Raw genomic sequence first — 26,956 nt, forward strand, 5'->3', positions numbered from 1 at the left:
TTCGGTGTGATCGGTTCTCACTCGGCGAGTTCGACGGCGAGACTGGTGCTCGGACCGGACGGGCCGAGCAGTTCGAGCGCGACCGAGCGGGCACCCGGGCTGGTGCGCAGCTGTGCGGGCTGCCCGCAGAACAGCGGGGCCTGGTTGCGGTGGCTGATCCGGCGCACCCGCGCGGCGGGGGAGTCGAGGCGCAGCACCTCGGCCAGCGCCAGCGACATCAGCGGCCCGTGCACGACCAGACCGGGATAGCCCTCGACGCGCGTCGCGTACGGCCAGTCGTAGTGGATGCGGTGCGCGTTCGCGGTGGCCGCGGAAAACCGCATCAGCAGCGTCGGATCGGTGGCGAATTCCCAGGTCTGCCCGTCGGTCCGGCGGAACGGCGACCCCACCGGCTCCAGCGCGGCGGCGGCTTCCGGCACCGCGGCCGCGCGCGACGGCGAACCGGCCTCGCGGTACAGCAGGTCCTGGCGCTCCTCGACGTACGGCGTTCCGTCCATTCCGGACAGTTCGGTGCGCACCTGGACGAGCACGAGTTTTCCGGAGCGGCCGGACTTGTCGGTTACCGAGTCCACAATGGAGCGTCGGTGAACGGTCTCGCCGACCTTCGGCGCGCGGTGGAGCACGACCTCGCCGCCGGCGAACATCCGCCGCGGCAGCTCCACCGGGGGAAGGAAATCGCCGCGCACCGGATGGCCGTCGAGGTCGAGCCCGGACGACGCCGGCCAGTGCGGGAGCGCGACCCAATGCCACAGCGGCGGCAGGTCGTCGCCCTCGCGCGGGGCGGGGATCCCGTCGTCGAACAGCGCGGCCAGCGCGGCCACCGGCCCGGCCTCGACGACGTCTTCGCCCGCGACGGCGCGCGGTTCCCAGGCTTCCGGTCCGGACATGGGGGTTCCTCGGATCTGGTGTCGGGGCGGCGAGGGCGGTGCGGGGAGTTCGCCGGAGGTCGTCCTTCACTATGGACCACGAGGCGCGGTCGGCTGAATACTTTATCAGGAATGATCCGCTGGCCGGCACGGCCGAACGGCGGCCGCCCGCGGGGAACCGCGTGCGATACTTCCCCCGGACGAAGTCCGCCGGACCGGGGAGAGGCTGTGGCGATGCCCGAGACCACGGGCGCGGGACCGCGCCGCGGCGGTCCGGCGAACCTGAAAGCGCTGGCCGCGCACGAGATCCGCAAACGGGTCTTTTCCGGCCGGCTGCGCGCGGGGGCGAAGATCGACCAGGAGGCGCTGGCAGCCGAACTCGGCATCAGCAAGCTGCCGATCCGGGAAGCGCTGATCACGCTGGACCACGAGGGCGTGGTGGAACACATCGCGCGGCGCGGCGCGTTCGTGGCCCGGATGACGCGTGACGACATCCGGGACCATTACCGGGTGTTCGGCCTGGTGTCGGGGCTGGCGGCGGAACGGGCGGCGAAGAATCTCTCGCTGGAAAGCCTGCAGGCGCTGCACGATCTCGCGGACCGGATGGAGTCCGAAGTGGACCGGGCGGAACAGGAACGGCTCAACTTCGAGTTCCATCGCCGGATCAACTACGCCGCCGATTCCCGCCGGTTGACCTCGATTCTCGGCATCCTGGTGAAAACGGTGACGCACGGGTTCTACGAGGCGCACGAGGACTGGCCGGAGAAAGCGCACGGCGACCACCGGAAGATCCTGAACGCGCTCAGCGCCCGGTCGGCTTCGCGGGCACGAGCGGTCGTGGAGAAACACTTCTCCGACGGCGGCGAACGGGCGGTCGCTTTGCTGGAGCGGCAAGGGTTCTGGGACCACTGACGTCAGCGCCGCTTCAGCAACTGTGCCAAGTGGACACCGCGTACTCCGGCGAGGTGATCGGCCTGGGTGCGGCAGGAGAAACCGTCGGCGAGGAACACCGCGTCCGGGTTTTCCCGGAGCGCCGGAAGGAGCGCGTTCTCCGCTACCGCGACGGAAACGTCGTAGTGACCGCGTTCCATGCCGAAGTTTCCGGCCAGGCCGCAACATCCGGCGAGGGTCCGCAGTTCCGCACCGGATGCTTCGAGCAGCTTGCGGTCGGTCTCGAAGCCCATCACCGAGTGGTGGTGGCAATGCGGCTGCGCGACCACCGTGACGCCGGACAGATCGGGTGCTTGCCAGCCTTCTGTCTTGGCGAGGAGTTCGGCGAGTGTCGTGACCGCGCCGGAAACCGCCTTGGCGTCCGGGTCGTCGGGGAACAGGTCGAGCAGATCGGACCTCAGGACGGCGGTGCACGACGGTTCGACGCCGACGATCGGGAGCCCGGCCCGCGCGTAGGGCCGCAGTGTGTGCACGAGATCGCGGAGTTTCCGGCGGGCGGTGTCGAGCTGGCCGGTGGTGATCCAGGTGAGCCCGCAGCACGGCCGGTGCGGCGGGACGAGCACGCGGTACCCGGCGTCGGCGAGCACGGCCGCGACCGCCTCGGCGACCTCGGTGTCCATTCCGTCCGAAAAGGAATCCGCCCACAGCACCACTTCCGGTCCCTGGTCGCGGATCCTGCGCCGGGACCGGGTGAAGGGGCGGCGGGCGAACTTCGGCGCTCGGCGTCGGGTGTCCACTCCGGACAGTGCTAAAAGGAATTTCTCGATCGGCCGGATAGACATCAGTGCGTTGACGACGGCTGGGCCGAGCACTGGGATCCGGTGCAGCAGGCGGATCCAATCCGGCAACCGGCCGAGTGTGTAATGCGACACGGGACGGATCCGGTGCCGGTACTTTCGGTGCAGGGCTTCGGATTTGTACTGCGCCAGGTCCACTCCGGCTGGACAGTCGCTGCTGCATGCCTTGCAGGACAAGCAAAGATCAAGCGATTCGTGCACCGCGTCGTCGGCCCAACCGGACACTAGCGATCCGTTCGCGACCTCCTGGAGCACCCGGGCGCGGCCGCGTGTGCTGTCCTTCTCGTCGCGAGTGGCGAGATAGGACGGACACATGAAACCGCCGGCGGAACGGTTGTCCGCACGGCATTTCCCGACTCCGACGCAACGGTGCACGGCGCGGGTGAAATCGCCGCCGTCGTGGGCGAAGGAGAAACCGCCTGCGACGACCGGAAGCGGATGTGCTTGCGGGCGCCGGAGATCGGCGTCGAGCGGCTGCGGCCGGACGACGACGCCCGGGTTGAGCAGGTCGTCGGGATCGAAGAGATTCTTGACCGCGCCGAACAGTTCGATCGTTTCGGCCGAGTACATCTGCGGCAGCAGTTCGCCGCGCGCCCGGCCGTCGCCGTGCTCGCCGGAAAACGAGCCGCCGTAACCGACGACCAGCTTCGCCGCGGCGGTCATGAACGCGCGGAACACCGACGCGTCGCGTTCCAGCGGCAGGCCGAGCCGGACGTGCACGCAGCCGTCGCCGAAGTGGCCGTACGGGAGTCCTTCGAGGCCGAATTCGTCGAGGAGAGCGTCGAAATCCCGCAGATACGCGCCGAGCCGTTCGGGCGGGACCGCGGCATCCTCCCAGCCCGGCCACGCCTGCTCGCCGGACGGGGTGCGGCCGGCCAGCCCGGCGCCGTCCTCGCGGATCCGCCACATCGCGGTGGCCTCGGGGCCTTGCGATAACACGACGTGGTCGAGCGCGTGGGAATCTTTCACAAGGCGTTCGGCGTTGTGCCGTGCCTCGGCTTCCGTCTCGCCGCCGACCTCGATCATCAGCCAGCCGCCGCCGTCCGGGAGCGCGGGCACGGCGCCGCGATGGTTGCGGACCAGATCGACCAGCCGGGCGTCGAGCCCTTCGACCGCCAGCGGCCGGTGCGGCAGCAGCCCGGGCACCACGTCGCCGGCGGTCGCCATGTCCGGATAGCCGAGCACGACGAGCAGCCGCGCGGGAGAGATGTCGACCAGATCGACGGTCGCCTCCAGCGTGACGGCCAGCGTCCCCTCGGCACCGACCAGCGCGCGGGCGAGCGACCGGCCGTTCTCCGGCAGCAGATGTTCCAGCGAATAGCCGGACACCTGACGGCTGAACCGGCCGAATTCCGTGCGCAGCAGACTGAGCCGGGTCTCGATCAGCTCGGCGAGGCCGGGCACGGCGTCGGAGGGACCCGCGGTGAACCGGCGTCCGGTGCCGTCGACCGCGCGCAGTTCGCGGACGTTGTCGGCGGTCCGGCCGTAGGCGATCGCGTGCGGACCACAGGCGTTGTTGCCGATCATGCCGCCGAGCGTCGCGCGGGCGTGCGTGGACGGGTCGGGACCGAAGCGCAACCCGTGCGGCGCGGCGGCGCGCTGAAGATCGGCGAGGACGACGCCAGGCTGCACGACCGCGGTCCGGGCCTTCGGGTCCAGATCGACGATGCCGTTGAGATGCCGCGAAAAATCGAGGACCACGCCCGGCCCGATCGCGTTGCCCGCGACCGACGTGCCCCCGCCGCGACTGGTCAGCGGAACCCCGTGGCGGCGGGCGATCTCGAGCGTCGCGAGAACGTCCCCGGTCTCCCTCGGCAGCACGACGACCTGCGGCACGACACGGTAGTTGGACGCGTCGGTGGAGTACTCGGCGCGACGGCGGACGTCGGCGTGCACCTCGCCGCGGACGTTCGCGCGGAGGTCGGCGAGCAGATCGGTTTCGATGGGCATCCCGGTGCTGAATTTAGGTGTTTGAAACAGTGCCGTCAATCCGTACGCTGTGCCGATGACCTCGGGACGGAGGGGCCCGCAGCCGGAGCTGGCGCGGGTGCGCCGGGTGAGCGTGGTGGACTCGCTGGTCGAAGAAATGACCCGCAAGATCCTCGGCGGCGAATGGCCGGCCGGGACCGCGCTGCCGTCGCTGCGTCACTTCGCGGCCTCGGCGGGGGTGTCGATGCTGACCGTCCGCGAGGCAGTCCGGACCCTGCAGGCACGCGGCTGGGTCGAGACGCGCCAGGGCGTCGGGACGTTCGTGCTGGAGCCGGAGACGTCCCGGTTCGTGCCGTGGCAGCTGGGCGCTTCGGATGTCGAGGAGTATCGCGAACTGGTCGAGGCCAGGGAAGCGATCGAGTCGACCATCATCGCACTGGCCGCCCGCCGCCGGACCGCCGCGCAACTGACGGCCTTGACGGGCCTGGTCGACCGGATGGCCGCCGCTCGCACCGACCGGGACCGCTTCCTGGAGGCGGACGCGGAATTCCACGTGGCACTGGCGGAGGCCGCGCACAACCGGATCCTGCTGCGCAGCATGCTCGCGATCCGGCTCCCTTTGCGCCGCTTGATGGCCGATCGGCTGCTGGCGGAACTCGTCGAGCACGGGGACCTGACCCGGTCGTGGGAGGACCACCGGGCGATCGCGGAGGGGGTCCGGGCGGGAGATCCGGGGCCGGGGTGTGCGGCGCTGGGGAGGATTGCGGCACGGGGCCGGTCCTATGTGGACGAACTGGGTGCCTGAGCGGTCATTCAGTGGTGCCCCGGAGGGTCCGTTCGGCACTGTCGAGGAGTTCCTTGTAGGTGAGGACTTCGACGCGGCTGGTGTGTGCGTTGAGCGTGCGGAGGGTGTCGTTGACGGTTTCTTCGGGGAGATCGGGGTGTAAGCCCGGATGTCCGATCAGGACCAGTGCGCTTGCCCGGCGGGTTTCGATGCCGTACTGGGCGCGGATAGCGTGGCGTTCCTCGTCTAGCGCGACGAGGTAGTTGATCGCTTGCCCGACCGCCTTGTGCACTTCGTCGGCGGGGATCCAGGCATTGCGGTGGCGCCTGATGACGGTGCCAGCTTGGATGGACCGTTTCAGTTCGACGACGTGGAGAACCCCATCCGCTCTGAGCAGCGGGATGTCCAGTTCGGTGCCCGTGGCGAACCTTCGCCGGGCGGCGGCTCCCAGGTAGCGGCCGCCGAAGATCCAGGTGTTCGCCAGCAACGCCCGGTGCAGGTCTTCCTCGGAGGCGGACGGGTCCTCCGAGATGCGCCGTACTGTCGCCAGGCCGTGTTCCTGCCGTTTCAGCTCGGCGGCGCGGAGAATCAGTCGGCTGCTGTCTTCGTCGGCCAGGACGGCGAGCGCCTCCGGCGAGGTGGCGATGGCGCGAGCGGCCTCGGCTGGGTTCACGATGTCGACGCGGTTGCGGAGGATGCGTTCGAGCCAGAGGGCGGTTTCGGCCTGGCCGCGGACGATCCGGTATCTGCCGGGCCGGTCGTCGGGTGCCTCAGCGAATGCGCCGTCCGCAGTCACCGCGGAGATTTCGGCGAGCAGTTCGGCAGCGGTGGCTTCAGGGCGCTCTTCAAGAAATTCCTGCCCCCGGCCTTTGACGAACTGTTCCATGCTTGCGAGGGTGCGTCGCAAAAAGTGAAGGTTGGTCTTGTTCCGCGTCCCGTCTTGGAACAGCCGGAACCGCTCCTCGAACTCCGGCTTGGTCGTTCGCCCCTCGCAGTAGTCCAAGGCGTCCTGCAGGAGGCGGACGACGTGCCATTCGCCCTCGTCGGCAGCGCATTGGCGGGCCTCGGTCAGACGATCGGCGAGCGCCTGCCCTCCCCTGCGGTTGCGGCCCTTTCCGCTCCGCAGATGCCGCAGTACTGCCCCGATCGCGGTCCGCACGTTCTCCTGCTCAGCTCGGCGCTCGGTCTCTTCGAGTTGTAGCTCGAGCGCCCAGTCCGCCCGGAACTGCATGAATCCTGCCTCTCGAATCAGCCCCGGGCCCCGGCGCGTCGCTGGGACGGGCCGGGGCCCGGGGTTCTTCCCCTCGGCCGGTGGTTCGGGGGTCAGCCGCCTGCCATGGCTCCGATGATGAGGAACGGTTCGGCTCCGGAGAGGACCGGGGCGGGCAGGGCGGTGTCCGGGGCGGTGTTCGAGAGGTCTTCCTCGCAGGCGAAGAACCGGACGAACGCGCGGCGTTTGCCGGTGGTCGTGTCGCGGACCGTGCCGCGCAGTTGGGGGTAGGCGCGTTCCAGTGCGTCCAGCAGGGTGTCCCGGGTGGGCGGGTCGCCGACCGGCAGCTGGATTTCGCCCTCGACCTTCGCCAGGCGGCGCAGGTGGGTGGGCAGTTTGACGCGGACGACGGCGGTCATCGCAGGGTCTGCACCTCTACCGAGCACACCGCGGGCAGGTCGCGCACGATCGGGGTCCAGCTTTCGCCCGCGTCGTTCGACGCGTAGACCTGGCCGCCGGTGGTGCCGAAGTAGACGCCTGCCTCGTCGAGGGTGTCGACGGCCATCGCGTCGCGCAGGATGTTCACGTAGCAGTCCTGCTGCGGCAGGCCCGCGGTGAGCGGTTCCCATTCGTCGCCGCCGGTGCGGCTGCGGTACACGCGCAGCTTGCCTTCCGGCGGGTAGTGCTCGGAATCGCTGCGGATCGGGACCACGTACACCGTTTCCGGTTCGTGCGGGTGGACCGCGATCGGGAAACCGAAGTCGCTCGGCAGGTTGCCGCTGATCTCCCGCCAGTGGCCGCCCGCGTCGTCCGAGCGCATCACGTCCCAGTGTTTCTGCATGTACAGCACGTCGGGCCGCGACGGGTGCTGGGCGATCCGGTGCACGCAGTGGCCGACCTCGGCGTCCGGGTCGGGGATGCCGTCGGAGCGCAGGCCGCGGTTGATCGGCTGCCAGGTTTCGCCGCTGTCGTCGCTGCGGAACGCGCCCGCGGCGGAGATCGCGGCGAACATCCGTTTCGAATTGCCCGGGTCGAGGATGATCGTGTGCAGGCACAGCCCGCCCGCGCCCGGCTGCCAGCCCGGCCCGGACGTGTGCTTGCGCAGCCCGGTCAGCTCGTTCCAGCTCTTCCCGCCGTCGGTGCTGCGGTACAGCGCCGCGTCCTGCGCCCCGGCGTACACCGTGTCCGGGTCGGTGAGCGACGGTTCCAGATGCCAGATCCGGGTGAACTCCCACGGTTTCAGCGTGCCGTCGTACCAGAGGTGCTCGCCCGCCCCGCCCTCGTAGGCGAAGTCGTGGTCGACCTGGTTCCAGGTCTTCCCGCCGTCGTCGGAGCGCTGGATCAGCTGGCCGAACCACGACGTGGACTGCGAGGCGTACAGCCGGTCCGGGTCCGCGGGCGACCCGGCCAGGTGGTAGACCTCCCAGCCGCCGAAGTGCGGGCCGTCCACCTCCCAGCGGGTGCGGCCCTCGTCCGAGGTGAGGATGAACGCGCCCTTGCGCGTGCCGACCAAAACGCGAACTCCAGGCATGCCTTCTCCCTGACTGCCAGCCCCTGACCAGGCTCAACCTAATCGCGCGAGACGGGAGCCGCCTCTCCATTCTTGCGCTCCCGCCGACGCCAGCGGCGGCAGCGCGACGAGCACCGGGGGCGACCACGCGGGCGCGACGTCGAGCCGGACGTCCTGGCGCAGCGGCTCCGGCCCGGCCCGGACCCGCACCGGGCGGGCCGCCCCGCCGACCGCCCGCACGCTCGGCGCGAGCTGCCCGCGCGGGCCCGCGGCCGACGGCAGCGCGCAGGCCAGCAGCCGGTACGTGCCCGGCGGCACGCCCACGAGCGCGAACTCCAGATCCGGCCCGAGCAGCGAGCCGCTGACCGGGATGCCGCGCGCCGACGATCCGGCGAACAGCCCGACGTAGACCGCGGGCGCGCCGTCGAGCGCGGCGACCGCGGCCGGGCTCAGCAGCGCGCGGCCGGTGACGGCGCCGCCCGCGCGGTCCGGCCCCGCGACCCGCACCGGTTCCGGCGGATGCTCGGCGAGCAGGCCGGGCAGCTGCCGGAACTGGTGCGGGCTCACCCCGACCGCCGCGGTGAACCGCGTGGTGAACGTGCCCGGCGCGGAGAAGCCGACCTCGTGGCAGATGTCGACCACCTTCTCGCCGGTGTCCAGCAGCAGCTCCTTGGCGAGCTGGAACCGTTGCGCGGCAAGGAATTTGCCCGGCGGCAGGCCGATCTCCCGCTCGAACGCGCGCGCCAGGTGGAACGGGCTGTACCGGACGTGGTCGGCCACGTCCTCGAGCGTGAGCGGCCGGGTCCGCCCGGCGGCGAGGAACCTCGCCGCCTCGAGCACGGCGTCCCGCATGTGCACACCTCCTCGGATGTGCCGCCATGGTAAATCCGCCCACCGACAATTCCGGGAATCAGCCGTCTTCCAGGTCGAGCACGACCGCCGAGCGCGGGCAGCCGACGCAGGCGAGCACGTAGCCGCCGGCGAGCTGCCGCTCGGTGAGGCAATTCGGCTGCTTCATCGACACCTCGCCCGAGCGCAGCCGGACCAGGCATTCGCCGCAGTTTCCGACGGTGCACGAGTACGGCATCGGCAACCCGGCGGCGAGGCCGGCGTCGAGCAGCGTGTCGCCGGGTTCCACGACCGCGGAGCCGACGTTCTCGACGATCATTTCCTGCGGTTCGGCGCTCATTTCCGCCGGGTCGAAAGCGCCGCTGGTGTAGCGCTCTTCGTGGAATCGCTCGTCCGGCACGCCCAGTTCGGCGGCCACGGTCCTGGCCGCCGCCATCACCGGTTCGGGACCGCAGGCGCAGTACTCCGCCGACGGGGAAGCGTCGCCGAGCCACCGGCGCAGCAGGTCCGCGTCGATCCGGCCGCGTTCGCCGGTCCACCCTTCGTCCGGGCGGGACTGCACGTGCGTGACCCGCAGCCGGCGAGGGTGGCGGCGCTGCAGCCGGGCCAGCTGAGCAGCGAAAATCGTTTCCTCCGAGGACCGGCTCGCGTACAGCAGCGAGATCCGGCTGCGGCCTGGCCGGGAAAGCCGCGTGCGCAGGACGCTCATCATCGGCGTGATCCCGCTGCCCGCGGCGATCAGCACCAGATCGGCGCGCGGGTCCGGGTGGAACGAGCCGGACGGCCCGCGCACCGAGAGGCGATCGCCGACCCGCAATCGTTCGTGGACATAGGACGAGAAACGGCCGCCTTCGACGCGCTTCACGGTCACTTCGAGCCGCTTTGTTCCGGGGACCGACGAAGCGGAATAGGCCCGGCGCACCGACCGGCCGCCGAGGTCGGCGATCAAGGTGAAGAACTGGCCGGGGCGGAAATCGAAGGCAGCCCCGTCTTCCAGCGCGACGGTCACCGTTCGCGGCGTTTCCCGGCGGATCTCCGCGACGCGCACGGTGCGCAGCGGGCGTTCGAGTTCCGGCGCGGAATCGACGTAGCCTTCGTTGTGCAGCTGGCTGCGGTATCCCTGATTGATGGCGAATCTGATCAGTTTCGGGAACCTCGCGGCCAGCTTGATCAGGAATCCCGACGGAGCGCCGGCGACGCTGCTGCGCGCCGCCTGTTTTACCGCCAGCGCCATCAGATCCGGCACCTCGGCGCGGTCGACGTGCGCCTCCGGATGCCACAGACGCGACCGCTCGATCGCTGCGCTGGGGACCAGTTCGGCGTGCGCCACGTCGATCAGCAGGGCCGCCTGAGGGAGATTTCCGCGCAGCGACAGGGTTTCCAGCAGAGCTGGCTCGGTAGTGAGCGAGGCAGTGCCGTGCAGTTGCAGGACGTCGGTGCGGCCGGGAACGAGCGCGGCGAGCGCGAGATTCGGGTCTTGCAACAGGTTCCGGTCGGTATCGGCGCGTTTGTTGCCGTTGCGGTCCGGGATCAGGATCGTACGGCCGTCGACGACCTGCGCGAAGCCAGGCTGGTCACCGCGCGGGCTCGTGTCGCTTCCGCCGGTCGCGTCGCCGGTCGTGAGGACCAGGAACGGGGCGCGGGCGAGGAAATCGGCGACGCCGGGCCGGCTCAGCGGACCGTCGACGACGGGGGCCGGTTGCGTGGCGGACACTGGTCGCGGTTGCCAGAGCTTGGAGCGGAAGACGCACCGTCCGCAGTGGACGTACGCCTCCAGGAGATCCACCACGGTCTCGGGCCCGTCCGCGGCGACGACGGTTCCGTTGATCCGCAGGGTCTCGCCGACGCCGGGCAGCAGGATCACGAAGGAGATGCCATGGTCAAGCGCGGGTTCCGGGGCGGTGGCGGGCAACGCGAACGAGAGCCGCGTGGGGGACCGGACGCGCAGGAAGCCGGGTGCGCCGCCGACGAAGGTGCTGTGCCGGGTGCCGCTGGCGGTCCGGTAGCCGCATCCGGCGAACGGGGAGTGCGCGAGGATCGTTTCGCAGCCTTCGTCGAGCCGGTCGATTTGCTTCAGCATGATCGCCGAGCTGGGGCGGCCGATGGCGGCTTCCAGCTCGTCGACGGTGGTCAGCCGGCGAGGTTCGGTCGCCAGGTTTTCGCTGGTCATGACTCTATTGTGAGCATTAGCTCGGGTATTCGGCTACTCGCTTTTCGCCGCCGCGCGAACCCGGTGTTCACCGCTGCCGCAGCGGGGTCCGGCCGCGCCGGGTGCTCGCATTCCGGGCCCGCACGGGGGTGACAAACGGCAGGGGTCCGGCCGGTTCCCGGCTGATGTGGTGAAGGGGCAACCAGATCCGATGAGGAGACCCTGATGCTGAAAATCGCGCTTGTCGCCACGGCGCTGGCGGGGCTGGTGTCGGCCGCGCCAGTGTCGGCCGCGCCGTTGCGGTGGAGTGCCTGTCCCGGCACGCCCCGACTGCAGTGTTCGACGGTGCCTGTTCCGCTGGACTACCGGCATCCGGACGGGCGGAAGATCGACGTCGCCGTTTCCCGGTTGCCCGCCGCGAAGCCGGAGAAGCGGCGCGGGGTGCTGCTGATGAACCCCGGCGGACCCGGTGTCGCTGGGCTGCGCGCCCCGGTCGCCCAGCCGTTTCCGCAGGCGGTGCGCGACAGCTACGACATCGTCGGCTTCGATCCGCGAGGGATCGGTGCGAGCGCGGGGCTGACCTGCAATCTCACCGATGAGCAGAGGGCAGTCGCGGCCAACCCGCCGTACCCGCACAATCCGGCGGACGTGGCGAAGTCCGCCGAGCTGGCGAAGCAGATCGCCAAGCAGTGCATCACTTCGGACACTGCTGACCTGCTGCCGTTCATCACCACCGCGAACACCGCACGCGACATGGACCGCATCCGCGAAGCGCTGGGGGTGCCGAAGGTTTCTTACTACGGCGAGTCCTATGGCACCTACCTCGGTGCGGTGTACACGACGCTGTTCCCGGAGCGAAGCGACCGCGTCGTGCTCGACAGCAGCTTGCCGCCGGAGGGTTACGACGTCGAAGCGCTGCGGGCGCAAGGACTCGGCTTCCAGCTGCGGTTCCCGGACTTCGCGAAGTACGCCGCGGAGAAGGACCAGCAGTATCACCTCGGGTCCACTCCGGCGGCCGTCACCGCGAAGTACTACGAGCTGGCCGACCGGCTGGAACGGAAGCCGGAATCCGGCTTCGACGGCACGGCTTTCCGCGGCTTCACGTCCGGGGAGCTTCGCAACGACGCCAGTTTCAAGGAGCTTGCCACGTACTGGCATCTGCTCGACACGCACCAGCCGCTTCCCGGCGCCGCCGCGGCGAAGGATGCCAGCGACCGCGGCACCTTCCCGGTCGGCTACCTCGGCGTGATCTGCGGCGATTCGCGGTGGCCGACGTCGGTGCGGACCTATCAGCGCAACGTCGAGACCGACGGGGTCCGGTACCCGATGTACGGTGCCTTCGCGGCCAACATCCGGGCGTGCGCGTACTGGCCCGCGCCGGCGGAGCCGAAGGTGCGGATCACCGGCGGCGGACCGGCCGACGTGCTCATGGTGCAGAACCTCCGCGACCCGGCGACGCCGTTGCCCGGAGCGTTGCGCACGCGGTGGGCGTTCGGCGGCCGGGCCCGGATGGTCACCGCCGACCAGGGCGGCCACGTCGCGTACGGCGCGGGCGCGAACGCCTGCCTGAACGACGCGGCGACGGCCTACCTGGTCGACGGGAAGTTCCCGGCGCGGGACAGGTTCTGCCCGGCCGAGCGTTCCTGACCAATGTCCGTGAGGGGAACCCTGAGGGTGTTGTGGAACCTGGGTAGTTAGTCGTTGGTGTCTTCTGTCAGGCGGCGGGCGGCCATCAACCGGATCATCGCCTCGGCGTGGGCGGTTTTTCGTTCGTCGCCGCGGGTCAAGCGTCTCCCGCCTCGTGAGCCAGCCGAAGGTTCGTTCCACCACCCACACCAGGCCGAGCAGCGGAAACCGTGCCCGGATCCCGGCCAGCAGCAGCCCGGGCGCCCGCCCAGTCCTGGATGGGTTCTCGGCAGCAACGGCTCGACCACTGCCCACTGCGCATCCGTCAACGACGAGCCATACACCGGCTTACACGAACACACGCACACCCGACCCGATACCACCACCGACACACCGCACCAAAACCAGGTTCCACAACACCCTCTGAGGAATCAGAGTCCCCTCACGGACCGAAGATCGGCGCGAAGAAGGCGGCCAGTTCGGCGGTGGCGGTGAGCGGAAGGACGTTCGCGACGTACTGGTCCGGGCGGACCACGACCACCGCTCCGCCGGGCGAGATGCCTCGGGCGGCGAAGATGTCGTCCGCCGGGTCGGCCGCGTAGACCTTCTCGTAGTCGATCAGCCCGAACGGTCCGGTCCGGGGCAGGAAGACCTCCGGGACCTCGCCGAGATCGACCTCCTCGTACGGCTGCGGATAGATCACCTTGACGTCGAACCAGGCGTCGATGTCGAGGTTCTCCGGCGTGTGCGCGACGACCGGCGACTCGGGGGAGTTGCCCAGCCAGTCCGCGAATTCCGCGACCGGAGCAGGCGCGGCGAAAACGTAGATGCGCCAACGGCCGTCGGCCTGGGCGTGGTGGCCGAGCTGGACCGGGTTCGCGTCGCACACCCGCATGACGGGGGCCGATTTGAAGCGTTTGCCGATCGGGAAGCCGGTCGCGAGGTCCTGGTGCTCCGGCGTCGCGATGAGCACCGAGGGCTGGTAGCACGTCATGAACCCGGACGGGAACTCGAAGGTCTTCACGTAGAACTCTTCCAGCTCCGCCGGATCGGCCAGGTCCTCGGGGCGGGTCGCCATGAGGGTCGACCATTCCTTGTCGAAGTCGATGAGGTTCTTCGCGATCAGCTGGCGTTCGGAGGAGTACGTCGACAGCAGCGACGCGGGACCTCGGCCGTCCAGCACGTGGCCGAGTTTCCAGCCGAGGTTGAACCCGTCCTGCATCGAAACGTTCATGCCCTGCCCGGCTTTCGCGCTGTGCGTGTGGCAGGCGTCGCCGGTGATGAACACGCGGGGCAGCCGGGAGTCGCCGACGGGGACGTCGTCGAACTTGTCGGTGAGGCGGTGGCCGACCTCGTACACGCTGTGCCACGCCACGTTCTTAACGTCCACAGTGTACGGATGCATGATCGCGTTGGCGCGCGCGATGATCTGGTCGATGGTCGTCTTCCGCACCTCGCCGTGGTCGTCCGCGGAGACCTCGCCGAGGTCCACGTACATCCGGAACAGCGCGCCGCCCTCGCGCGGGATCAGCAGGATGTTGCCGCCGTCGTGGGACTGGATGGCGCATTTCGTGCGGATGTCCGGGAAATCGGTGACGGCGAGGACGTCCATCACGCCCCACGCGTGCAGCGCCTGGTCGCCGACGAGTTCCCGGCCGATCGACTCGCGCACCGCGCTGCGGGCGCCGTCGCAGCCGACCACGTATTTCGCCCGCACGACGCGATCCTCGCCGGTGCGCGGGCCGGTGGTGTGCCGCAGCGTGACGGTGACGGGGTATTCGTCGCCCTCGGTGACGGTCAGGGACTGGAATTCCAGGCCGAAATCGGGCGTCATCCGGCTGGGCGAGTTGGCCATGTACTCGGCGAAATAGTCCTGCACGCGGGCCTGGTTCACGATGAGGTGCGGGAATTCGCTGATCCCGGTGGGGTCGTCGGGCACGCGCGACGAGCGGACGATGCGCTTCGGGTCGGCGGGATCGGGCTTCCAGAACGACATCGTGGTGATCCGGTACGCCTCCTCGACGATCCGGTTCGCGAAACCGAAGGCCTGGAACGTTTCGACGCTGCGGGCCTGGATGCCGTCGGCCTGGCCGACCTCGAGCCGCCCGCCGCGGCGTTCGACGATGCGCGTGGTGACGTGCGGGAACCGCGAAAGCTGCGCGGCGGTGATCATGCCCGCCGGGCCGGTGCCCACGATCAGCACGTCGACCTCGTCCGGCAGTTCCGCGGGCCGGTCGATCCCGGTTCCGGCGGCGGGCAGGACGCGCGGTTCGCCGGAAACGTAGCCGTGGTGGTGGAACTGCATGGATTTCCTCACCTCACTGTGAAGCGCCCAGGGGGACCGTGTTCGATAATCGAACTGCCTGTTCAATTATTGAGTACATCGATGCTAAGGTGGGCCGCTCCGGTGCACAAGACCCCGCGGGGAAGGACCGAGTCGTGACGGAAGCCAAGCAAGCGGCCGGGTCGCAGACGTTGTCGCGCGGGCTCACCGCGCTGGAAGTCCTCGCCGAAGCCGACGCGCCGCTGTCGATCGGCGAACTGGCGGCGCGGCTCGGGCTGCACCGGTCGATCACCTACCGCATCGTGCGCACGCTCGAAGACCACGGCCTGGTGGTGCGCGGCGCGAACGGAGAGCTGGAACTGGGCGCGCGGCTGGCGGCGCTGGCGCGCAACGTTTCCCGCGATCTGCAGTCGATCGCGCTGCCGGAGCTGACCGTGCTCGCGAACGAACTGGGCATGACGGCGTTCCTCGCGACGCTCGACGGCGAGGATTCCGTGGTCACGCTGGCCAGCGTCGAACCGAGGCAGGCGACGGCGGCGGTGGCGCAACGGCCGGGCAGCCGGCATCCGATTACCGACGGTGCTCCAGGGCGGGCGATTCTGCAGCAGCTGCGCGGGGAAAAGGCACCGTACGAAACGAGCCACGACGAGGTGATCCCCGGGCTGTCGTCGATCGCGGTGCCGCTCGCGGTGCCCGGACAGCATCCGGCGGCGCTGGCGGTGGTGTATTTGACCGGACCGGCCGATGTCCCGGCGATCGGGGCACGGCTCGAGCAGGCGGCGCAGGTGATCCGGGCCGAGCTGAATCCTTAATGGACGGCCGCGTTCGGGAAAACCGCTCGACGCCTGGCTGGCTGCCTGAAAGAGTGGCCGACTATGACTGATCTGCTGACCGCCGCGGACGTCCAGCTCATGCAGGGCCTCGCGCAGCGGATCACCGCCGTGCGCCAGGACCTCGTCAACAGCGACGCGGCCTACGGTGAGCTGTCCTGGAACTGGGGCAAGGGGCACGCCGCGCAAGGGCAGAGCTGGGTCCGCCGGCTGTGGTTCGACGGCGACGACCTCGTCGCGTGGGGCTGGGCGTCGTTGCCCCGGAGCGTCCGGCGCAGCGACGGGTCGGTCAAGGACATTACCGGCGCCTACCTGGCCTTTCAGGTCCATCCCGACCACGCCGCGCTGGTCGACGAGGTGATCGACTGGTTCGACGCCACCGCGGACGGCCTCGAACGCACCGTCTTGCCCGGCGAGGCCGACAAGTTCGGCTTGGAACGCTGGGCGGCGCACGGCTACCGGCCCGATCCAGACGGGCTCGGCGACACCGGATCCTGGACGCAGCTGAACGAACGCGACCTCGCCGACCTGGAAAAGCCGGTGCTGCCGGAGGGATTCCGCTTCCGCACCGCGGCCGAGGCCGGACCGGAGGCGGCCGTCCAGGCTCACCTCGACGCCTGGGGCGCGGTCGCGTACTCGCTGGAAAGCTACGAGGGCGTCCGCGCGACCCCGGCGTACCGCGGCGATCTGCACATCCTGGTCGAAGCGCCGGACGGGACCATGGCGGCGTCCACGATCCTGTGGCTCGACGAGGCGAACCAGACCGCCGAGTTCGAGCCGGTCGGCACCCATCCGGGGTACCGGCGGCTCGGGCTGGGCCGGGCGATGCTGCTGCACGGCATGGACCGCGCGCGGGCGGCCGGGGCCACGCACGCGACCGTCGCTTGCCTTGGCGCGCCTGGACATCCGTCGGCGCGCGGGCTGTACTACAGCGTCGGGTTCCGCGAGGTTTGCCGCGACGTGCCGCTGCTCAAACCCGCGTGAGCGGGGGCTGGCCCATCCGCAGCGCGCCGAACTTCGCGGACCTCCGGACCGCGTCGAACCCGTAGCCGATCATCGCCGTCTCGTATTCCCGCAGCGCCGGAATGAGGTCGGCTCCGGCGGCGACCTCGGCGAGCTTCGCGGCGAGCAGGTCCGCGTCGCGCAGCGCGATGTTCGCTCCGACGCCGACCGCCGGGCTCATCGCGTGGATCGCGTCGCCGAGCAGCGTCACCGAGGTGGTCGGCCACGGGTCGATCGGCACGCTGGTTCGCATGAAGATCGGGAACAGCGTCGCGGGATCGGCGAGCGCCAGCAGCTCGCTCGCCTTCGGATTCCATTGGCGGGCCAGGGAAACCGTCAGATCCCGGAGCTGTTCGCCGGTCGCGGCGCGGAGTTCGCCGTCGGGGCAGGGGAGCAGTTCCGTGCGGGCGGCGAACAGGCACATCACGTAGTCGCCGGGGTCGGTGAGATCCGGCAGCGGAGCGGGCCGCCGGGAGTGGACCGGGGCGATGCCGATGTGCTGGTTGTCCGGGCCGACGAGCCCGGTGTAGATGCCGAACCACTCGTCGGGGATGAGTTCGGCCGTCTCGCGGGTGAGCGGGAAACGGCCGTACAGGATGCGCACACCGGTGTCCACGACGGGTGCGTGCGGCAGGTATTGCTTTCGTACCACGGAATTCACGCCGTCGGCGGCGATCAGGACGTCGGCGGACGCGGTGGAGCCGTCGGCGAAGGTCGCGGTGACGGCGTCGTCCCGGTGGTATCCGGTGCACTCGCGGCCGAACTCGACGACGTCCTCCAGGCCGTGCAGGAGGATCTCGCGGAGGGTGAGCCGGTTGATCGAGACGTTCCGTTCGACGGGCTCGGCCGGCGGCGTTCCGTTGAGGTAGCCGCTGCGGGAAGGTGAGGAACTGGCCTCCCACACCGCCTGGCTGAGTTTTTCCGGCAGCAACCGGTCGAGCGCGTCGAGGCCGTTCGGGTCGATCCGCAGGCGGTATCCCTGCAGCCGGCCGGCAGCTGAGCTGTCGCGTTCGCAGACAGTGACGGCGATCCCGGCGCGCCGCAGCCCCTGCGCGAGCGCGAGCCCGCCGACGCCGGCACCGATGATCAGGACGCGAGGTTTTCCAGGCACAGCGAATTCCCCTTCTGGACACGGGATACCGGGGACGTGCTGGACGCACCGGAGCGGTGCGGGTACGAGCGCTCAGCGCCGCCCGGACTACCTACCGGGCCGTGGCTTTCGACGTCCTGGGCCAGCCTAGCTTTTTCCGGAACCGGATTGTCAAGGGCCGATTTCCGCCGCGGGTCTGGTCTGCATTACAAACGTAATGTAGCCTGAGCGGAGGAGGTGCGGAACCATGGACGACCCCACCGGGATGAAGCTCGCCCTGCGCCGGGCGGCGATCGGCGTGGTCGCCTCCGAAGGGCTGCGCGGCCTCACCTACCGCGCGGTCGCCCGTGCGGCGGGCTGCACCACCGGTGCGGTCCAGCATCACTTCGACTCGATCGACGACCTCCTCCAGTCCTCTTTGGACCTCGTGCTGGAGGAGAGCGCGGAGAACGGGCTGATCGGAGCCCGCACCGGCGTCTACGCGGACGGTCCCGAGGTGCGCCAGCGGTTCCGGGACAGCGCGGACCTGCAAGTGTTCCAGTATCAGCTGGTCGTGGAAGCGGCGCGGCGGCCGGAATTGCGGCCGGTCGTCCGCCGCCTCTACGACGGTTATCTCGCCGCGGTCGGCAAGGAACTGTCGGCGGGCGGCGGGCTGGCCCAGATCGTGTTCTACGCCCTCGACGGAATGTTCCTGCACCAGGCGGCGGACCCGGACGTCGATCCGGGCCCGGCGCTCGAAGCCCTGCGCGGCCTGCTCGCGGCCGCGCGGTAAACCGAACCCTCCCGCACCCCGGCCGCGCCCGACGCCGCCGGGGCGGAAGTGCTGCCGGATACCGTTGCGCGCCAAGAACTTCCCACTGTCCTTTGCGGAATTTCGCCGCCGCTCAGGTGTTGACTTAATCAACACCTTGGGGTCAGACTCGGCGCATCCCCGGACCCGCCGACCCGAAAGGCACCTCCGATGCCCGACACCGCCGCCGCGACCTTGCTGATCGACGGCCGCTGGCAGTCCGCCCCGGCGACGTTCGACGTCGTCGACCCCGCGAGCCTCGCCGTCCTCGGCCAGGCCGCCGACGCGGGACCAGACCAGGCGCGGGACGCACTCGCCGCGGCCGCGCGCACCGCCCGCGGCTGGGCGGACACCGACCCGGAAACCCGCGGCGGCCACCTCCGCGCCGCGGCCGCCGGAATCCGCGCCCGGCAAGGCGAACTCGCCGCGCTGCTGAGCCGCGAGAACGGAAAGCCGCTGGCCGAGGCGAACGGCGAACTGGCCGGGGCCGCCCGGATGCTCGAGTGGGCGGCCGAGGAGGGCCGCCGCGCGTACGGGCGGGTCACCCCGGCGAACGCGGCCGGCCCCGGGCTCGTGCTGCGCGCGCCGGTCGGCCCGGTGCTGGCGATCACGCCGTGGAACTTCCCGGCCAGCATGCTGATCCGCAAGGTCGGGCTCGCGCTCGCGGCGGGCTGCCCGGTCATCGCGAAACCGGCCGAGCAGACCCCGCTGATCGCCACCGCGCTGCTGGAAATCGTGCAGGACACCGGACTGCCCGCCGGGGTCCTGCAGTCGCTGACCACGACCCGGCCCGCCGAACTCGTCGGCGCGCTGCTGGCCGACCGGCGGCTGCGCAAGGTCAGCTTCACCGGGTCCACCGAGGTCGGGCTGGGCCTGCTGCGCCAGACCGGCGACATCCTGCGCCGCACGTCGCTGGAAATGGGCGGGCATTCGCCGGCGATCGTGTTCGAGGACGCCGATCTCGAAGCGGCCGCGGCGGGCGTCGTCATCGGGAAGTTCTTCAACGCCGGGCAGAGCTGCACGGCGGTGAACCGGCTGTTCGTCCACGAAAGCGTCCGCGACGACCTGCTTTCCTTGATCGAGAAGAAAACCGCCGCGCTGAAGGTCGGCCGGGGCGACGCCGAGGGCACCAACGTCGGCCCGCTGATCGACGCGGCCGGGCTGGCGAAGGTGGAGAACCAGGTCGCCGACGCGGTCGGCAAGGGCGCGCGCGTGCTCGTCGGCGGCAACCGGTGGACGGATTCCGCGCTGCCGGGCCATTTCTTCGAACCCACCGTCCTGGTCGACGTCACGCCCGACATGCTCATCAGCCACGAGGAAACGTTCGGCCCGGTCCTCGCCGTAGCGACCTTCCGCACCGACGAAGAAGCCGTCGAACTGGCCAACGCCACCGATTACGGCCTCGCCGCCTACGTGTTCGGCACCGATCTGCGCCGCATCTGGCGCACGCTCGACCGGCTCGACTTCGGCGTGTTCGGTGTCAACGACCCGGCTCCGGTGCGGCCGGAACTGCCGTTCGGCGGCCAGAAGAACTCCGGCCAGGAACGCGAAGGCGGGGCCGAAGGCATCGACGCCTACACCGAGACCAAAGCCGTCGCCCTGCGGTTCTGAACCGCTCCCCGAAAGGAATCCGCATTGACTGACCTCGCCTCCGTCGACCAGCGCACCCTCATCCATCCGCACACCGTGATCGGCGCCCCGGCCGAACCGCTCGTCCTCGACCGCGGCGAGGGCGCGCTGCTGTGGGACACCGACGGCAACCAGTACCTCGACGGCACCTGCGGCCTGTGGCAGTGCCCGGTCGGCCACGGCCGCGCCGAACTCGCCGACGTCGCCGCCGAGCAGATCCGCAAGCTGGAGTTCTACTCGTCCTTCGGCGACTACTCCAACGCCCCGTCGATCCGCCTCGCCGAACGCCTGCTGTCGCTCGCCCCGGCCGGAATGGAACGCGTTTTCCTCACCAACGGCGGGTCGGAGGGCAACGAAACCGCGATCAAACTCGCCCGGCTCGCCTTCCACCACGCCGGTTCGCCGGAGCGCACGGTCGTGCTGGCGCGCCACGGCGGTTACCACGGCATGGGCGGCGCTTCGCTGGCCGCGACCGGGATCGAGGGCCTGCGCGCCGGGTACGGACCGCTGCTGCCGGACGTCGAATGGCTCGGCAAACCGCACGGTCTCGAGCACGGTCCACAAGCGACTGATCTTCTGGTGGCGGAGCTGGAAAAGCGCATCGAGGAGATCGGTCCACATCGGATCGCCGCGTTCATCGGAGAACCGGTGCTCGGCGTCGGCGGGATGGTGCCGCCGCCGGAGGGCTACTGGCCGCGCGTGCAGGAAGTGCTGCGCCGGCACGGGATTCTCTTGATCATGGACGAGATCGTGACCGCGTTCGGCCGCACCGGGCACTGGTTCGGCAGCGCGCACTTCGGCGTCGAACCGGACATGATCGTCACCGCGAAGGGGCTCACCAGCGGGTACATTCCGATGGGTGCGGTCCTCATTGGACGCAGCGTGCTCGAACTCGCCGAGGGCGCGACGTTCCTGCACGGTTTCACCTACAACGGCCATCCGGTCGGCTCCGCGGTCGCGCTGGCCAACCTGGACATCATCGAAAAGGAGAACCTGCTCGAACGCGCCACGGTCCTCGGCGCCCGGCTGCGCGCGCGGCTCGACCCGCTCGCCGAACTGCCGCACGTGCGCGAGGTCCGCGGCGTCGGCCTGATGCTCGGCATCGAGTTCGCCGACCGGCCGACCGCGCCGGTGCAGGCGGGCTGCCGCGCGGACGGCGTGGTGGTCCGCGCGTCCGGGACCAGCATCGTGCTCTCGCCGCCGCTGGTGATCACCGAGGGACAGATCGACACGCTGGCCGACGTGCTGTGCAAGCACGTCGCGGCCGCGGCGAGCTGAACGGAGAAGCCATGAGACGCCGGATACCGACGCTGTTGTCCGCCGCGCTTCTGCTCACCACCACCGGCTGCGCGATTTCCGAGGGCGGCCCGAATTCGCTCGTGTTCGCCTCCTACGGCCAAGGCGCGTACCAGGCGGGCCAGCGCGCCGCGTGGCTCGACCCGTACGAGAAGCAAACCGGGACTACGGTCACCATCGACGGCCCGTCGAGCAACGCCAAACTCAAGGCGATGGTCGAGGCCGGGAAGGTGACCTGGGACGTCGTCGACACCGACGCGTCCGCGGCCGCCGCGGTGTGCGGGAGCCTGCTCGAACGCGTCGACATGGGCCCGCAGGCCGCCGGGTTCCCGGAGGGCTCGCTCACCGATTGCGGGGTGCCGGACGCCTTCTTCGGCATGATGCTGATGTACAACTCGAAGGTCTACGGCCAGCATCCGCCGACGAAACTCGCCGACTTCTTCGACCCGAAGCAGTTCCCCGGCCGCCGCATCATCTACGGCGGCGACCCGAGCGTCGGCACCATCGAGGCCGCGTTGCTGGCCGACGGCGTGCCGCGGGACAAGCTGTACCCGCTCGACATGCGCCGCGCGCTCCGGATGTACGACCGGATCCGGCCGCAGCTGTCCATCAGCAGCACGTACGGCGACCAGCAGCAACGCATGGCCGGCGGGCAGGCGGACATGGCGCTGATCGTCAGCGCGCGGGCGTTTTCGCTGCTCAAGGCAGGGGCGACGCACTGGAAGGTGGTGCCGGACATCCCGGTGCCGGTGACCTGGGACGTACTCGTGGTGCCGAAGGGGACGGCACGCGCCGAGGAGGCGAAGAAGCTCATCCGCTTCGCCTCGCAACCGGCGCAAGCGGCGGACTTCGCCGCGCGGGCGGGCGTGGGACCGGCCAACACGGCCGCCCCCGCCGCCCGTTCGGAGATCGGCCGCCAGCTCGACATCTGGGGCGAGGGCAAGGAGGACTTGCGAGTGCTCAGCAACGTGCGTTATTGGGCGGCGAACCGGCCCGAGCTGGTGAAGGCGTGGTCGGATTGGACGACCGGATGACCGCCGTGGCGGCCCGCCCCGCCGCCGCGGCGCGGGCCGGGTCCGAAAGACGGCGGACCTCGTGGCTGCTGCTTCCCGCGGCGGCGGTAGTGCTGGTGTTCTTCTTCTACCCGCTGGCCGTGATTCTGTGGCGCAGTTTCACCGAGCCTTCGTTCGGCGTGAGCAATTATCTCGCGGTGCTCGGCGACGAGGTGCAAATCCGCGTGGTGCTGCGGACGCTGCGGACCGCGTTGATCATCACCGCGGCGACGCTCGTCATCGCGTATCCCTACGCCTACGCGATGACGCTCGTCGGCCGCCGCGCCCGGTCGGTGCTGACGCTGCTGGTCCTGATGCCGTTCTGGACCAGCCTGATGGCGCGCAACTTCGCCTGGTACGTGCTCGAACAGCGCGGCGGCGTCATCGAAAGGGCGCTGGCGGGGATCGGCATCGACGGGGTCGTGCTGCTGGGTTCGGTGGCCGGCGTGACGGTCGCGATGGTGCAGGTGATGCTGCCGTTCATGGTGCTGCCGCTGCAAAGTTCGATGCTGAGCATCGATCGCAGCCTGCTGCACGCGGCGGGCAGCCTCGGCGCGCGGCGTCCGGTGGCGTTCCTGCGGGTGTATGTGCCGTTGTCGATGCCGGGCGTGCTGGCCGGCGTTTCGGTGGTGTTCATCATGTCGCTGGGCTTCTACATCACCCCGGCGCTGCTCGGCACGCCGCAGCAGGCGCTGGTCGCGCAGGTGATCGGCACCCAGGTCAACGACCTGCTCGACTTCGCGGGCGCCGGTGCGCTCGGGACGATCCTGCTGGTCGTCACGCTCGTGGTGCTCGCCGTGCTCAGCCGCGTGGCCGCGCCGCTGGGCACCAGTGCGGCAGGAGGTGCTGGCCGTGGCTGACAATCCGTCCATCAGCAGGGCCGCGGCGGTGCGGCAGCGGAGCCTCGGCTGGGGCCTGCGCGTGTGGGTCGTCCTCGTCGCGTTCGTGCTTGTGGCACCGACGCTCGTGGTGATCCCGATGAGCTTCGGCGCGGGCTCGACGTTCGAGTTCCCGCCGAAGGACTGGTCGTGGCACTGGTACGCGGAGTTCTTCACCAGCAAGCAATGGCTGGCCGCACTGGCGAATTCGCTGCAGGTCGGCCTGCTCGCGGCCGCGCTGGCCACCGTGCTCGGCGTGGCGGCCGCGCTGGCGCTGGACCGGATGCGCCGGGGCGCGGGAGTCGTCCGGCAGCTCCTGATGGCTCCGATGATCCTGCCCGGCATCGTCGTCGCGGTGGCGATCTACGGGGTGTTCCTGCGCTGGCAGCTCAACGGCACGATGCTCGGTTTCGTGCTGGCACACGCGGTTTTGGGCCTGCCGTTCGTGCTCACGTCGGTGCAGACGAGTCTCGCCGGCTACGACCCGACCATGGAGAAAGCCGCGGCCAGCCTCGGCGCGCCGCGATTCACGACGCTGCGCAAGGTCGTGCTCCCGATCATCGCGCCCGGCGTGCTGTCCGGTTTCGTGTTCGCCTTCGCCACTTCGTTCGACGAGGTCGTGGTCGCGCTGTTCCTGCAAACGCCCGCGATCAAGACGCTGCCGGTGAAAATGTACGAATCGATCGTGCTGGAAATCGACCCGACGATCGCCGCCGCGTCGAGCCTGATCGTCGTGTTCACCACCGTTCTGCTGTTCGTCCCCGCCCTTTCGCGCCGAAAAGAGCAATCATGAATGACGGAATCGCGACCGCCCGCGTGACGAAGGCGTACCCCGGCGTCGACCGGCCCGCCGTGGACGACGTTTCGCTGCACATCGCCGACGGCGAGTTCATGACCTTCCTCGGCCCGTCCGGTTCGGGCAAGACGACGATGCTGTCGATGATCGCCGGGTTCACGCCGCTGACGTCCGGATCGATCACTGTGGACGGTCAGGAGATCTCGCGGCTCAAACCGCACCGGCGGAATCTCGGCGTGGTTTTCCAGCAGTACGCGCTGTTCCCGCACATGTCGGTGGCGCGGAATGTCGCGTTTGGACTGACCCAGCGCAAGGTGCCGAAGCCGGAGATCGCGCGGCGGGTCGACGAGGTGCTGGAGCTGGTCGGGCTGTCGGCGGTGCGGGATCGGCTGCCGCGTCAGCTTTCCGGCGGTCAGCAGCAGCGGGTCGCGCTGGCCCGGGCGGTGGTGTACGAACCGCGCGCGCTGCTGATGGACGAGCCTTTGGGCGCGTTGGACAAGAAGCTGCGTGATCAGCTGCAACGCGAAATCGCGCGGATGCACCGGGAATTGGGGATGACGTTTCTCTTCGTGACGCATGATCAGCAGGAAGCGCTCACGCTGTCGGACCGGATCGCGGTATTCAACGACGGCCGGATCGAACAGGTCGGCACGCCGGAGGAACTGTACGAGCGGCCGGAGACGTTGTTCGTCGCGCAGTTCATCGGCGAGTCGAATGCGCTGTCGCTCACGCCGGGGGAGGTGACGATCGTGCGGCCGGAACGATTGACGCTGCACGCTCCTTCGGAGTCAGTCCCCAGTGGACACCAGCGGATGAGCGCGCAGGTGACCGACATCGTGTACGTGGGCGATCACACGCGGATCTGGCTGCGCTACTCCGACGGCGCGCGCGGTTGTGCGGTGTTGTCAGCCGGTGCCGTGCACGAGCATCGGCCAGGAGACGAGGTGACAGTGGCTTGGCATCCGGAGCATCAGGCCGTGGTGCCGAGCGGCGATGTCCCGGAATTGGCGGCGGTATGACTGAGGATCTGCTGCTGCGCGGCGGCGTGGTCCGGACTTTCGACCCGGCGGTCGGCACTGCCTCCGCGGTGCTGGTGTCGGACGGCCGGATCGCCGCGGTCGGCGACGACCAGACGGTTTCCGCCGCGGCAGCCCCGGATGCGCGCGTGATCGAGCTGGCCGGGCGGACTGTCCTGCCTGGACTGAACGACGCGCATCTGCACCTGGCGTTCTACGCCGCCGCCGGTCCGGAGTTCTGTGTGGACCTGTCCGCTGCCTCGACGTTGGACGCGGTAGCCCGCGCGCTGGCCGACGCGCCGCCGGGGGAGTGGATCGTCGGCCGGGGCTGGCGGGAAACGACGATCGCCGAGTTCGCGGACGGCTGTGAAGTTCCCACACGTGCCTGGCTGGACGGTGTGACTGGTTCACAGCCGACGGTGCTGCATCATGCGTCGTCCCACGAGGTGTGGGCGAACAGCGCGGCGCTGAAGTGTGCGGGAATCACAGCGTCGACGCCGGATCCTGAGGCCGGGGAGATCGTGCGGGACGCGGCCGGCGAGCCGACCGGCGTGCTCGTGGAGAGCGCGCAGGAGCTGGTCGCGTCGCTGGTGCCGCAGCCGAGCCGGGAAGTGCGGCTGGACTCGATCGTGCGCACCATGGAGCGGTTGAACGCGCTCGGGATGACGAGCGTGACCGACCCGATCGTCCCGCCCGGCCTGTGGCAGGACTACCGGGACCTGCACGCCGCCGGCCGCCTGCGGATGCGGATCACCGCGCTGCTGCACTGGAACTGGCCGTCGCCGACCACGTCCGCCTCGTCGCTGGCACGGTTGCTGGACGAAACGGACTTCTCCGTCGGCGACGACCTGCTCCGGATCGGCGGCATCAAACTGTTCGCCGACGGCGTGCCGACGCATTGCACCGCGTGGATGCATTCGCCGTACCCGTCGGGCGACCACGGCAGCCTCGTGACCTTCGGACCCGACGACGACGCGCGCGTGCGAGAACTGCACGAACTGATCCTGGCCGCCCACGTGCGGCGGGTGCGCGTGCAGGTCCACGTGACCGGCGACCGCGCGGCGGACGCGGTGGTCGACGCGATCGAGGCGGCGCAGGCGGCCGACCCGTGGCCGGACGCCCGGCACGCGCTGATCCACGGCACCTTCCTGTCCGCCGCGGTGCTGTCCCGGCTGGCACGGTCCGGAATCGGGGTGATCACCAGCTCGCTGATGCGGACCTACAGCGGCCCGTCGATGGTCCGCGTGCTGGGCGAGCCCCGGTGGGCCGACGCGTTCCCCGCCCGGGCTTTGCTGGACCACGGCGTGGTCGTCGCCGACAGCTCGGACGCCCCGGTGACCGTCCCGGACTGGCGACGCGGCGTCGCGACCTTCACCGGCTCACCCGGCCCGAACGAGTTCTCGAGGATGGACAGTCCGCTGACCAGGGAGGAAGCGCTGCGCTTGTGGACGACCGGCCCGGCCTGGCTCGAACACGCGGAGGACGTCAAGGGCACGCTCGGTGTCGGCGCCCTCGCCGACCTAGCGGTTTTCGCCCACGATCCGGTCACCGCTGCCGGCCCGGAACTGCTGAGCGTACGGTCGGAATTGACCGTGCTCGGGGGACGTGTAGTGACAGAGTGA

At 70.0% G+C, this 26,956-nt stretch carries 22 protein-coding genes and 1 pseudogene; 13 read left to right on the forward strand and 10 right to left on the reverse strand.

The annotated features are described in order from the left end of the window. Window positions 1-17: 17 nt before the first annotated feature. Entirely contained in the window at window positions 18-887 is an 870-nt protein-coding gene (locus RPX00_RS30740) for a MaoC family dehydratase N-terminal domain-containing protein (RefSeq protein ID WP_406630615.1), read from the reverse strand. 213 nt (window positions 888-1,100) lie between these two features. Here RPX00_RS30740 and RPX00_RS30745 point away from each other — a divergent pair, with 213 nt between their 5' ends. Continuing rightward, window positions 1,101-1,778, forward strand: a complete 678-nt coding sequence (locus tag RPX00_RS30745; protein ID WP_406630616.1) for a GntR family transcriptional regulator — start codon at window positions 1,101-1,103, stop codon at window positions 1,776-1,778. A 2-nt stretch (window positions 1,779-1,780) separates the two neighbouring features. On the opposite strand, the gene RPX00_RS30750 is transcribed toward RPX00_RS30745, so the two are convergent. After that, window positions 1,781-4,564, reverse strand: a complete 2,784-nt coding sequence (locus tag RPX00_RS30750) for an FAD-binding and (Fe-S)-binding domain-containing protein (RefSeq protein ID WP_406630617.1) — start codon at window positions 4,562-4,564, stop codon at window positions 1,781-1,783. Between the two features lie 55 nt (window positions 4,565-4,619). On the opposite strand from RPX00_RS30750, the gene RPX00_RS30755 reads away from it, so the two are divergent. Beyond that, window positions 4,620-5,348 carry a FadR/GntR family transcriptional regulator gene (locus tag RPX00_RS30755; protein ID WP_406630618.1) on the forward strand — a complete coding sequence of 243 codons (729 nt, stop codon included), beginning with the start codon at window positions 4,620-4,622 and terminating at the stop codon, window positions 5,346-5,348. A gap of 4 nt (window positions 5,349-5,352) precedes the next feature. On the opposite strand, the gene RPX00_RS30760 is transcribed toward RPX00_RS30755, so the two are convergent. The 5 genes from RPX00_RS30760 to RPX00_RS30780 form a co-directional block, all read right to left on the reverse strand. Beyond that, window positions 5,353-6,558, reverse strand: a complete 1,206-nt coding sequence (locus RPX00_RS30760; RefSeq protein WP_406630619.1) for a Shedu anti-phage system protein SduA domain-containing protein — start codon at window positions 6,556-6,558, stop codon at window positions 5,353-5,355. Window positions 6,559-6,650: 92 nt separating this feature from the next. Next, window positions 6,651-6,956, reverse strand: coding sequence for a MoaD/ThiS family protein (locus RPX00_RS30765; RefSeq protein WP_406630620.1), 306 nt, complete (start codon window positions 6,954-6,956; stop codon window positions 6,651-6,653). Next, complete coding sequence (locus tag RPX00_RS30770) at window positions 6,953-8,068, reverse strand: WD40/YVTN/BNR-like repeat-containing protein (RefSeq protein ID WP_406630621.1); 1,116 nt, start codon at window positions 8,066-8,068, stop codon at window positions 6,953-6,955. The genes RPX00_RS30765 and RPX00_RS30770 overlap by 4 nt, the downstream gene beginning before the upstream one ends. A 33-nt stretch (window positions 8,069-8,101) precedes the next feature. Continuing rightward, on the reverse strand, window positions 8,102-8,899 hold the full coding sequence (locus RPX00_RS30775; protein WP_406630622.1) for a helix-turn-helix transcriptional regulator: 798 nt from the start codon (window positions 8,897-8,899) through the stop codon (window positions 8,102-8,104). 58 nt (window positions 8,900-8,957) lie between these two features. Beyond that, window positions 8,958-11,066 carry a 2Fe-2S iron-sulfur cluster-binding protein gene (locus tag RPX00_RS30780; protein ID WP_406630623.1) on the reverse strand — a complete coding sequence of 703 codons (2,109 nt, stop codon included), beginning with the start codon at window positions 11,064-11,066 and terminating at the stop codon, window positions 8,958-8,960. 204 nt (window positions 11,067-11,270) lie between these two features. Between RPX00_RS30780 and RPX00_RS30785 the strand changes: the two genes are divergently transcribed. After that, complete coding sequence (locus tag RPX00_RS30785; RefSeq protein ID WP_406630624.1) at window positions 11,271-12,692, forward strand: alpha/beta hydrolase; 1,422 nt, start codon at window positions 11,271-11,273, stop codon at window positions 12,690-12,692. A gap of 236 nt (window positions 12,693-12,928) precedes the next feature. Here the strand turns inward: RPX00_RS30785 and RPX00_RS30790 are convergent. Then, window positions 12,929-13,039: pseudogene (locus RPX00_RS30790) on the reverse strand (IS5/IS1182 family transposase); the annotation flags it as partial. Window positions 13,040-13,113: 74 nt separating this feature from the next. Then, entirely contained in the window at window positions 13,114-14,976 is a 1,863-nt protein-coding gene (locus RPX00_RS30795) for an FAD-binding monooxygenase (RefSeq protein WP_406630625.1), read from the reverse strand. A gap of 134 nt (window positions 14,977-15,110) precedes the next feature. Between RPX00_RS30795 and RPX00_RS30800 the strand changes: the two genes are divergently transcribed. Both RPX00_RS30800 and RPX00_RS30805 read left to right on the forward strand, forming a co-directional pair. Then, the gene (locus RPX00_RS30800; RefSeq protein ID WP_406630626.1) at window positions 15,111-15,767 is read left to right on the forward strand and encodes an IclR family transcriptional regulator; all 657 of its coding nucleotides are present in this window, start codon (window positions 15,111-15,113) and stop codon (window positions 15,765-15,767) included. Window positions 15,768-15,830: 63 nt separating this feature from the next. Next, entirely contained in the window at window positions 15,831-16,769 is a 939-nt protein-coding gene (locus tag RPX00_RS30805) for a GNAT family N-acetyltransferase (RefSeq protein WP_406630627.1), read from the forward strand. Here RPX00_RS30805 and RPX00_RS30810 read toward each other — a convergent pair. Next, on the reverse strand, window positions 16,756-17,898 hold the full coding sequence (locus RPX00_RS30810) for an FAD-dependent oxidoreductase (RefSeq protein WP_406630628.1): 1,143 nt from the start codon (window positions 17,896-17,898) through the stop codon (window positions 16,756-16,758). The genes RPX00_RS30805 and RPX00_RS30810 overlap by 14 nt on opposite strands. Window positions 17,899-18,124: 226 nt before the next feature. Here RPX00_RS30810 and RPX00_RS30815 point away from each other — a divergent pair, with 226 nt between their 5' ends. The 8 genes from RPX00_RS30815 (at window position 18,125) to RPX00_RS30850 (ending at window position 26,956) form a co-directional block, all read left to right on the forward strand. Beyond that, window positions 18,125-18,649, forward strand: coding sequence for a TetR/AcrR family transcriptional regulator (locus RPX00_RS30815; protein WP_406630629.1), 525 nt, complete (start codon window positions 18,125-18,127; stop codon window positions 18,647-18,649). A gap of 189 nt (window positions 18,650-18,838) precedes the next feature. Continuing rightward, window positions 18,839-20,278 carry an aldehyde dehydrogenase family protein gene (locus RPX00_RS30820; RefSeq protein WP_406630630.1) on the forward strand — a complete coding sequence of 480 codons (1,440 nt, stop codon included), beginning with the start codon at window positions 18,839-18,841 and terminating at the stop codon, window positions 20,276-20,278. Between the two features lie 24 nt (window positions 20,279-20,302). Next, window positions 20,303-21,574, forward strand: coding sequence for an aspartate aminotransferase family protein (locus RPX00_RS30825; RefSeq protein WP_406630631.1), 1,272 nt, complete (start codon window positions 20,303-20,305; stop codon window positions 21,572-21,574). An 11-nt stretch (window positions 21,575-21,585) separates the two neighbouring features. Further along, window positions 21,586-22,626: an extracellular solute-binding protein gene (locus tag RPX00_RS30830; protein WP_406630632.1), complete on the forward strand. Its 1,041-nt coding sequence runs from the start codon at window positions 21,586-21,588 to the stop codon at window positions 22,624-22,626. Beyond that, on the forward strand, window positions 22,623-23,504 hold the full coding sequence (locus tag RPX00_RS30835; protein WP_406643144.1) for an ABC transporter permease: 882 nt from the start codon (window positions 22,623-22,625) through the stop codon (window positions 23,502-23,504). The genes RPX00_RS30830 and RPX00_RS30835 overlap by 4 nt, the downstream gene beginning before the upstream one ends. Next, the gene (locus RPX00_RS30840; protein WP_406630633.1) at window positions 23,497-24,315 is read left to right on the forward strand and encodes an ABC transporter permease; all 819 of its coding nucleotides are present in this window, start codon (window positions 23,497-23,499) and stop codon (window positions 24,313-24,315) included. The genes RPX00_RS30835 and RPX00_RS30840 overlap by 8 nt, the downstream gene beginning before the upstream one ends. After that, a complete protein-coding gene (locus RPX00_RS30845; RefSeq protein WP_406630634.1) occupies window positions 24,312-25,337 on the forward strand; it encodes an ABC transporter ATP-binding protein in 1,026 nt (341 codons plus the stop codon). Before RPX00_RS30840 ends, RPX00_RS30845 begins: the two co-directional genes overlap by 4 nt. Continuing rightward, window positions 25,334-26,956, forward strand: coding sequence for an amidohydrolase (locus tag RPX00_RS30850; RefSeq protein ID WP_406630635.1), 1,623 nt, complete (start codon window positions 25,334-25,336; stop codon window positions 26,954-26,956). The genes RPX00_RS30845 and RPX00_RS30850 overlap by 4 nt, the downstream gene beginning before the upstream one ends.

It is taken from the genome of Amycolatopsis sp. WGS_07, from assembly GCF_045278895.1.
Taxonomy (GTDB): Bacteria; Actinomycetota; Actinomycetes; order Mycobacteriales; family Pseudonocardiaceae; genus Amycolatopsis.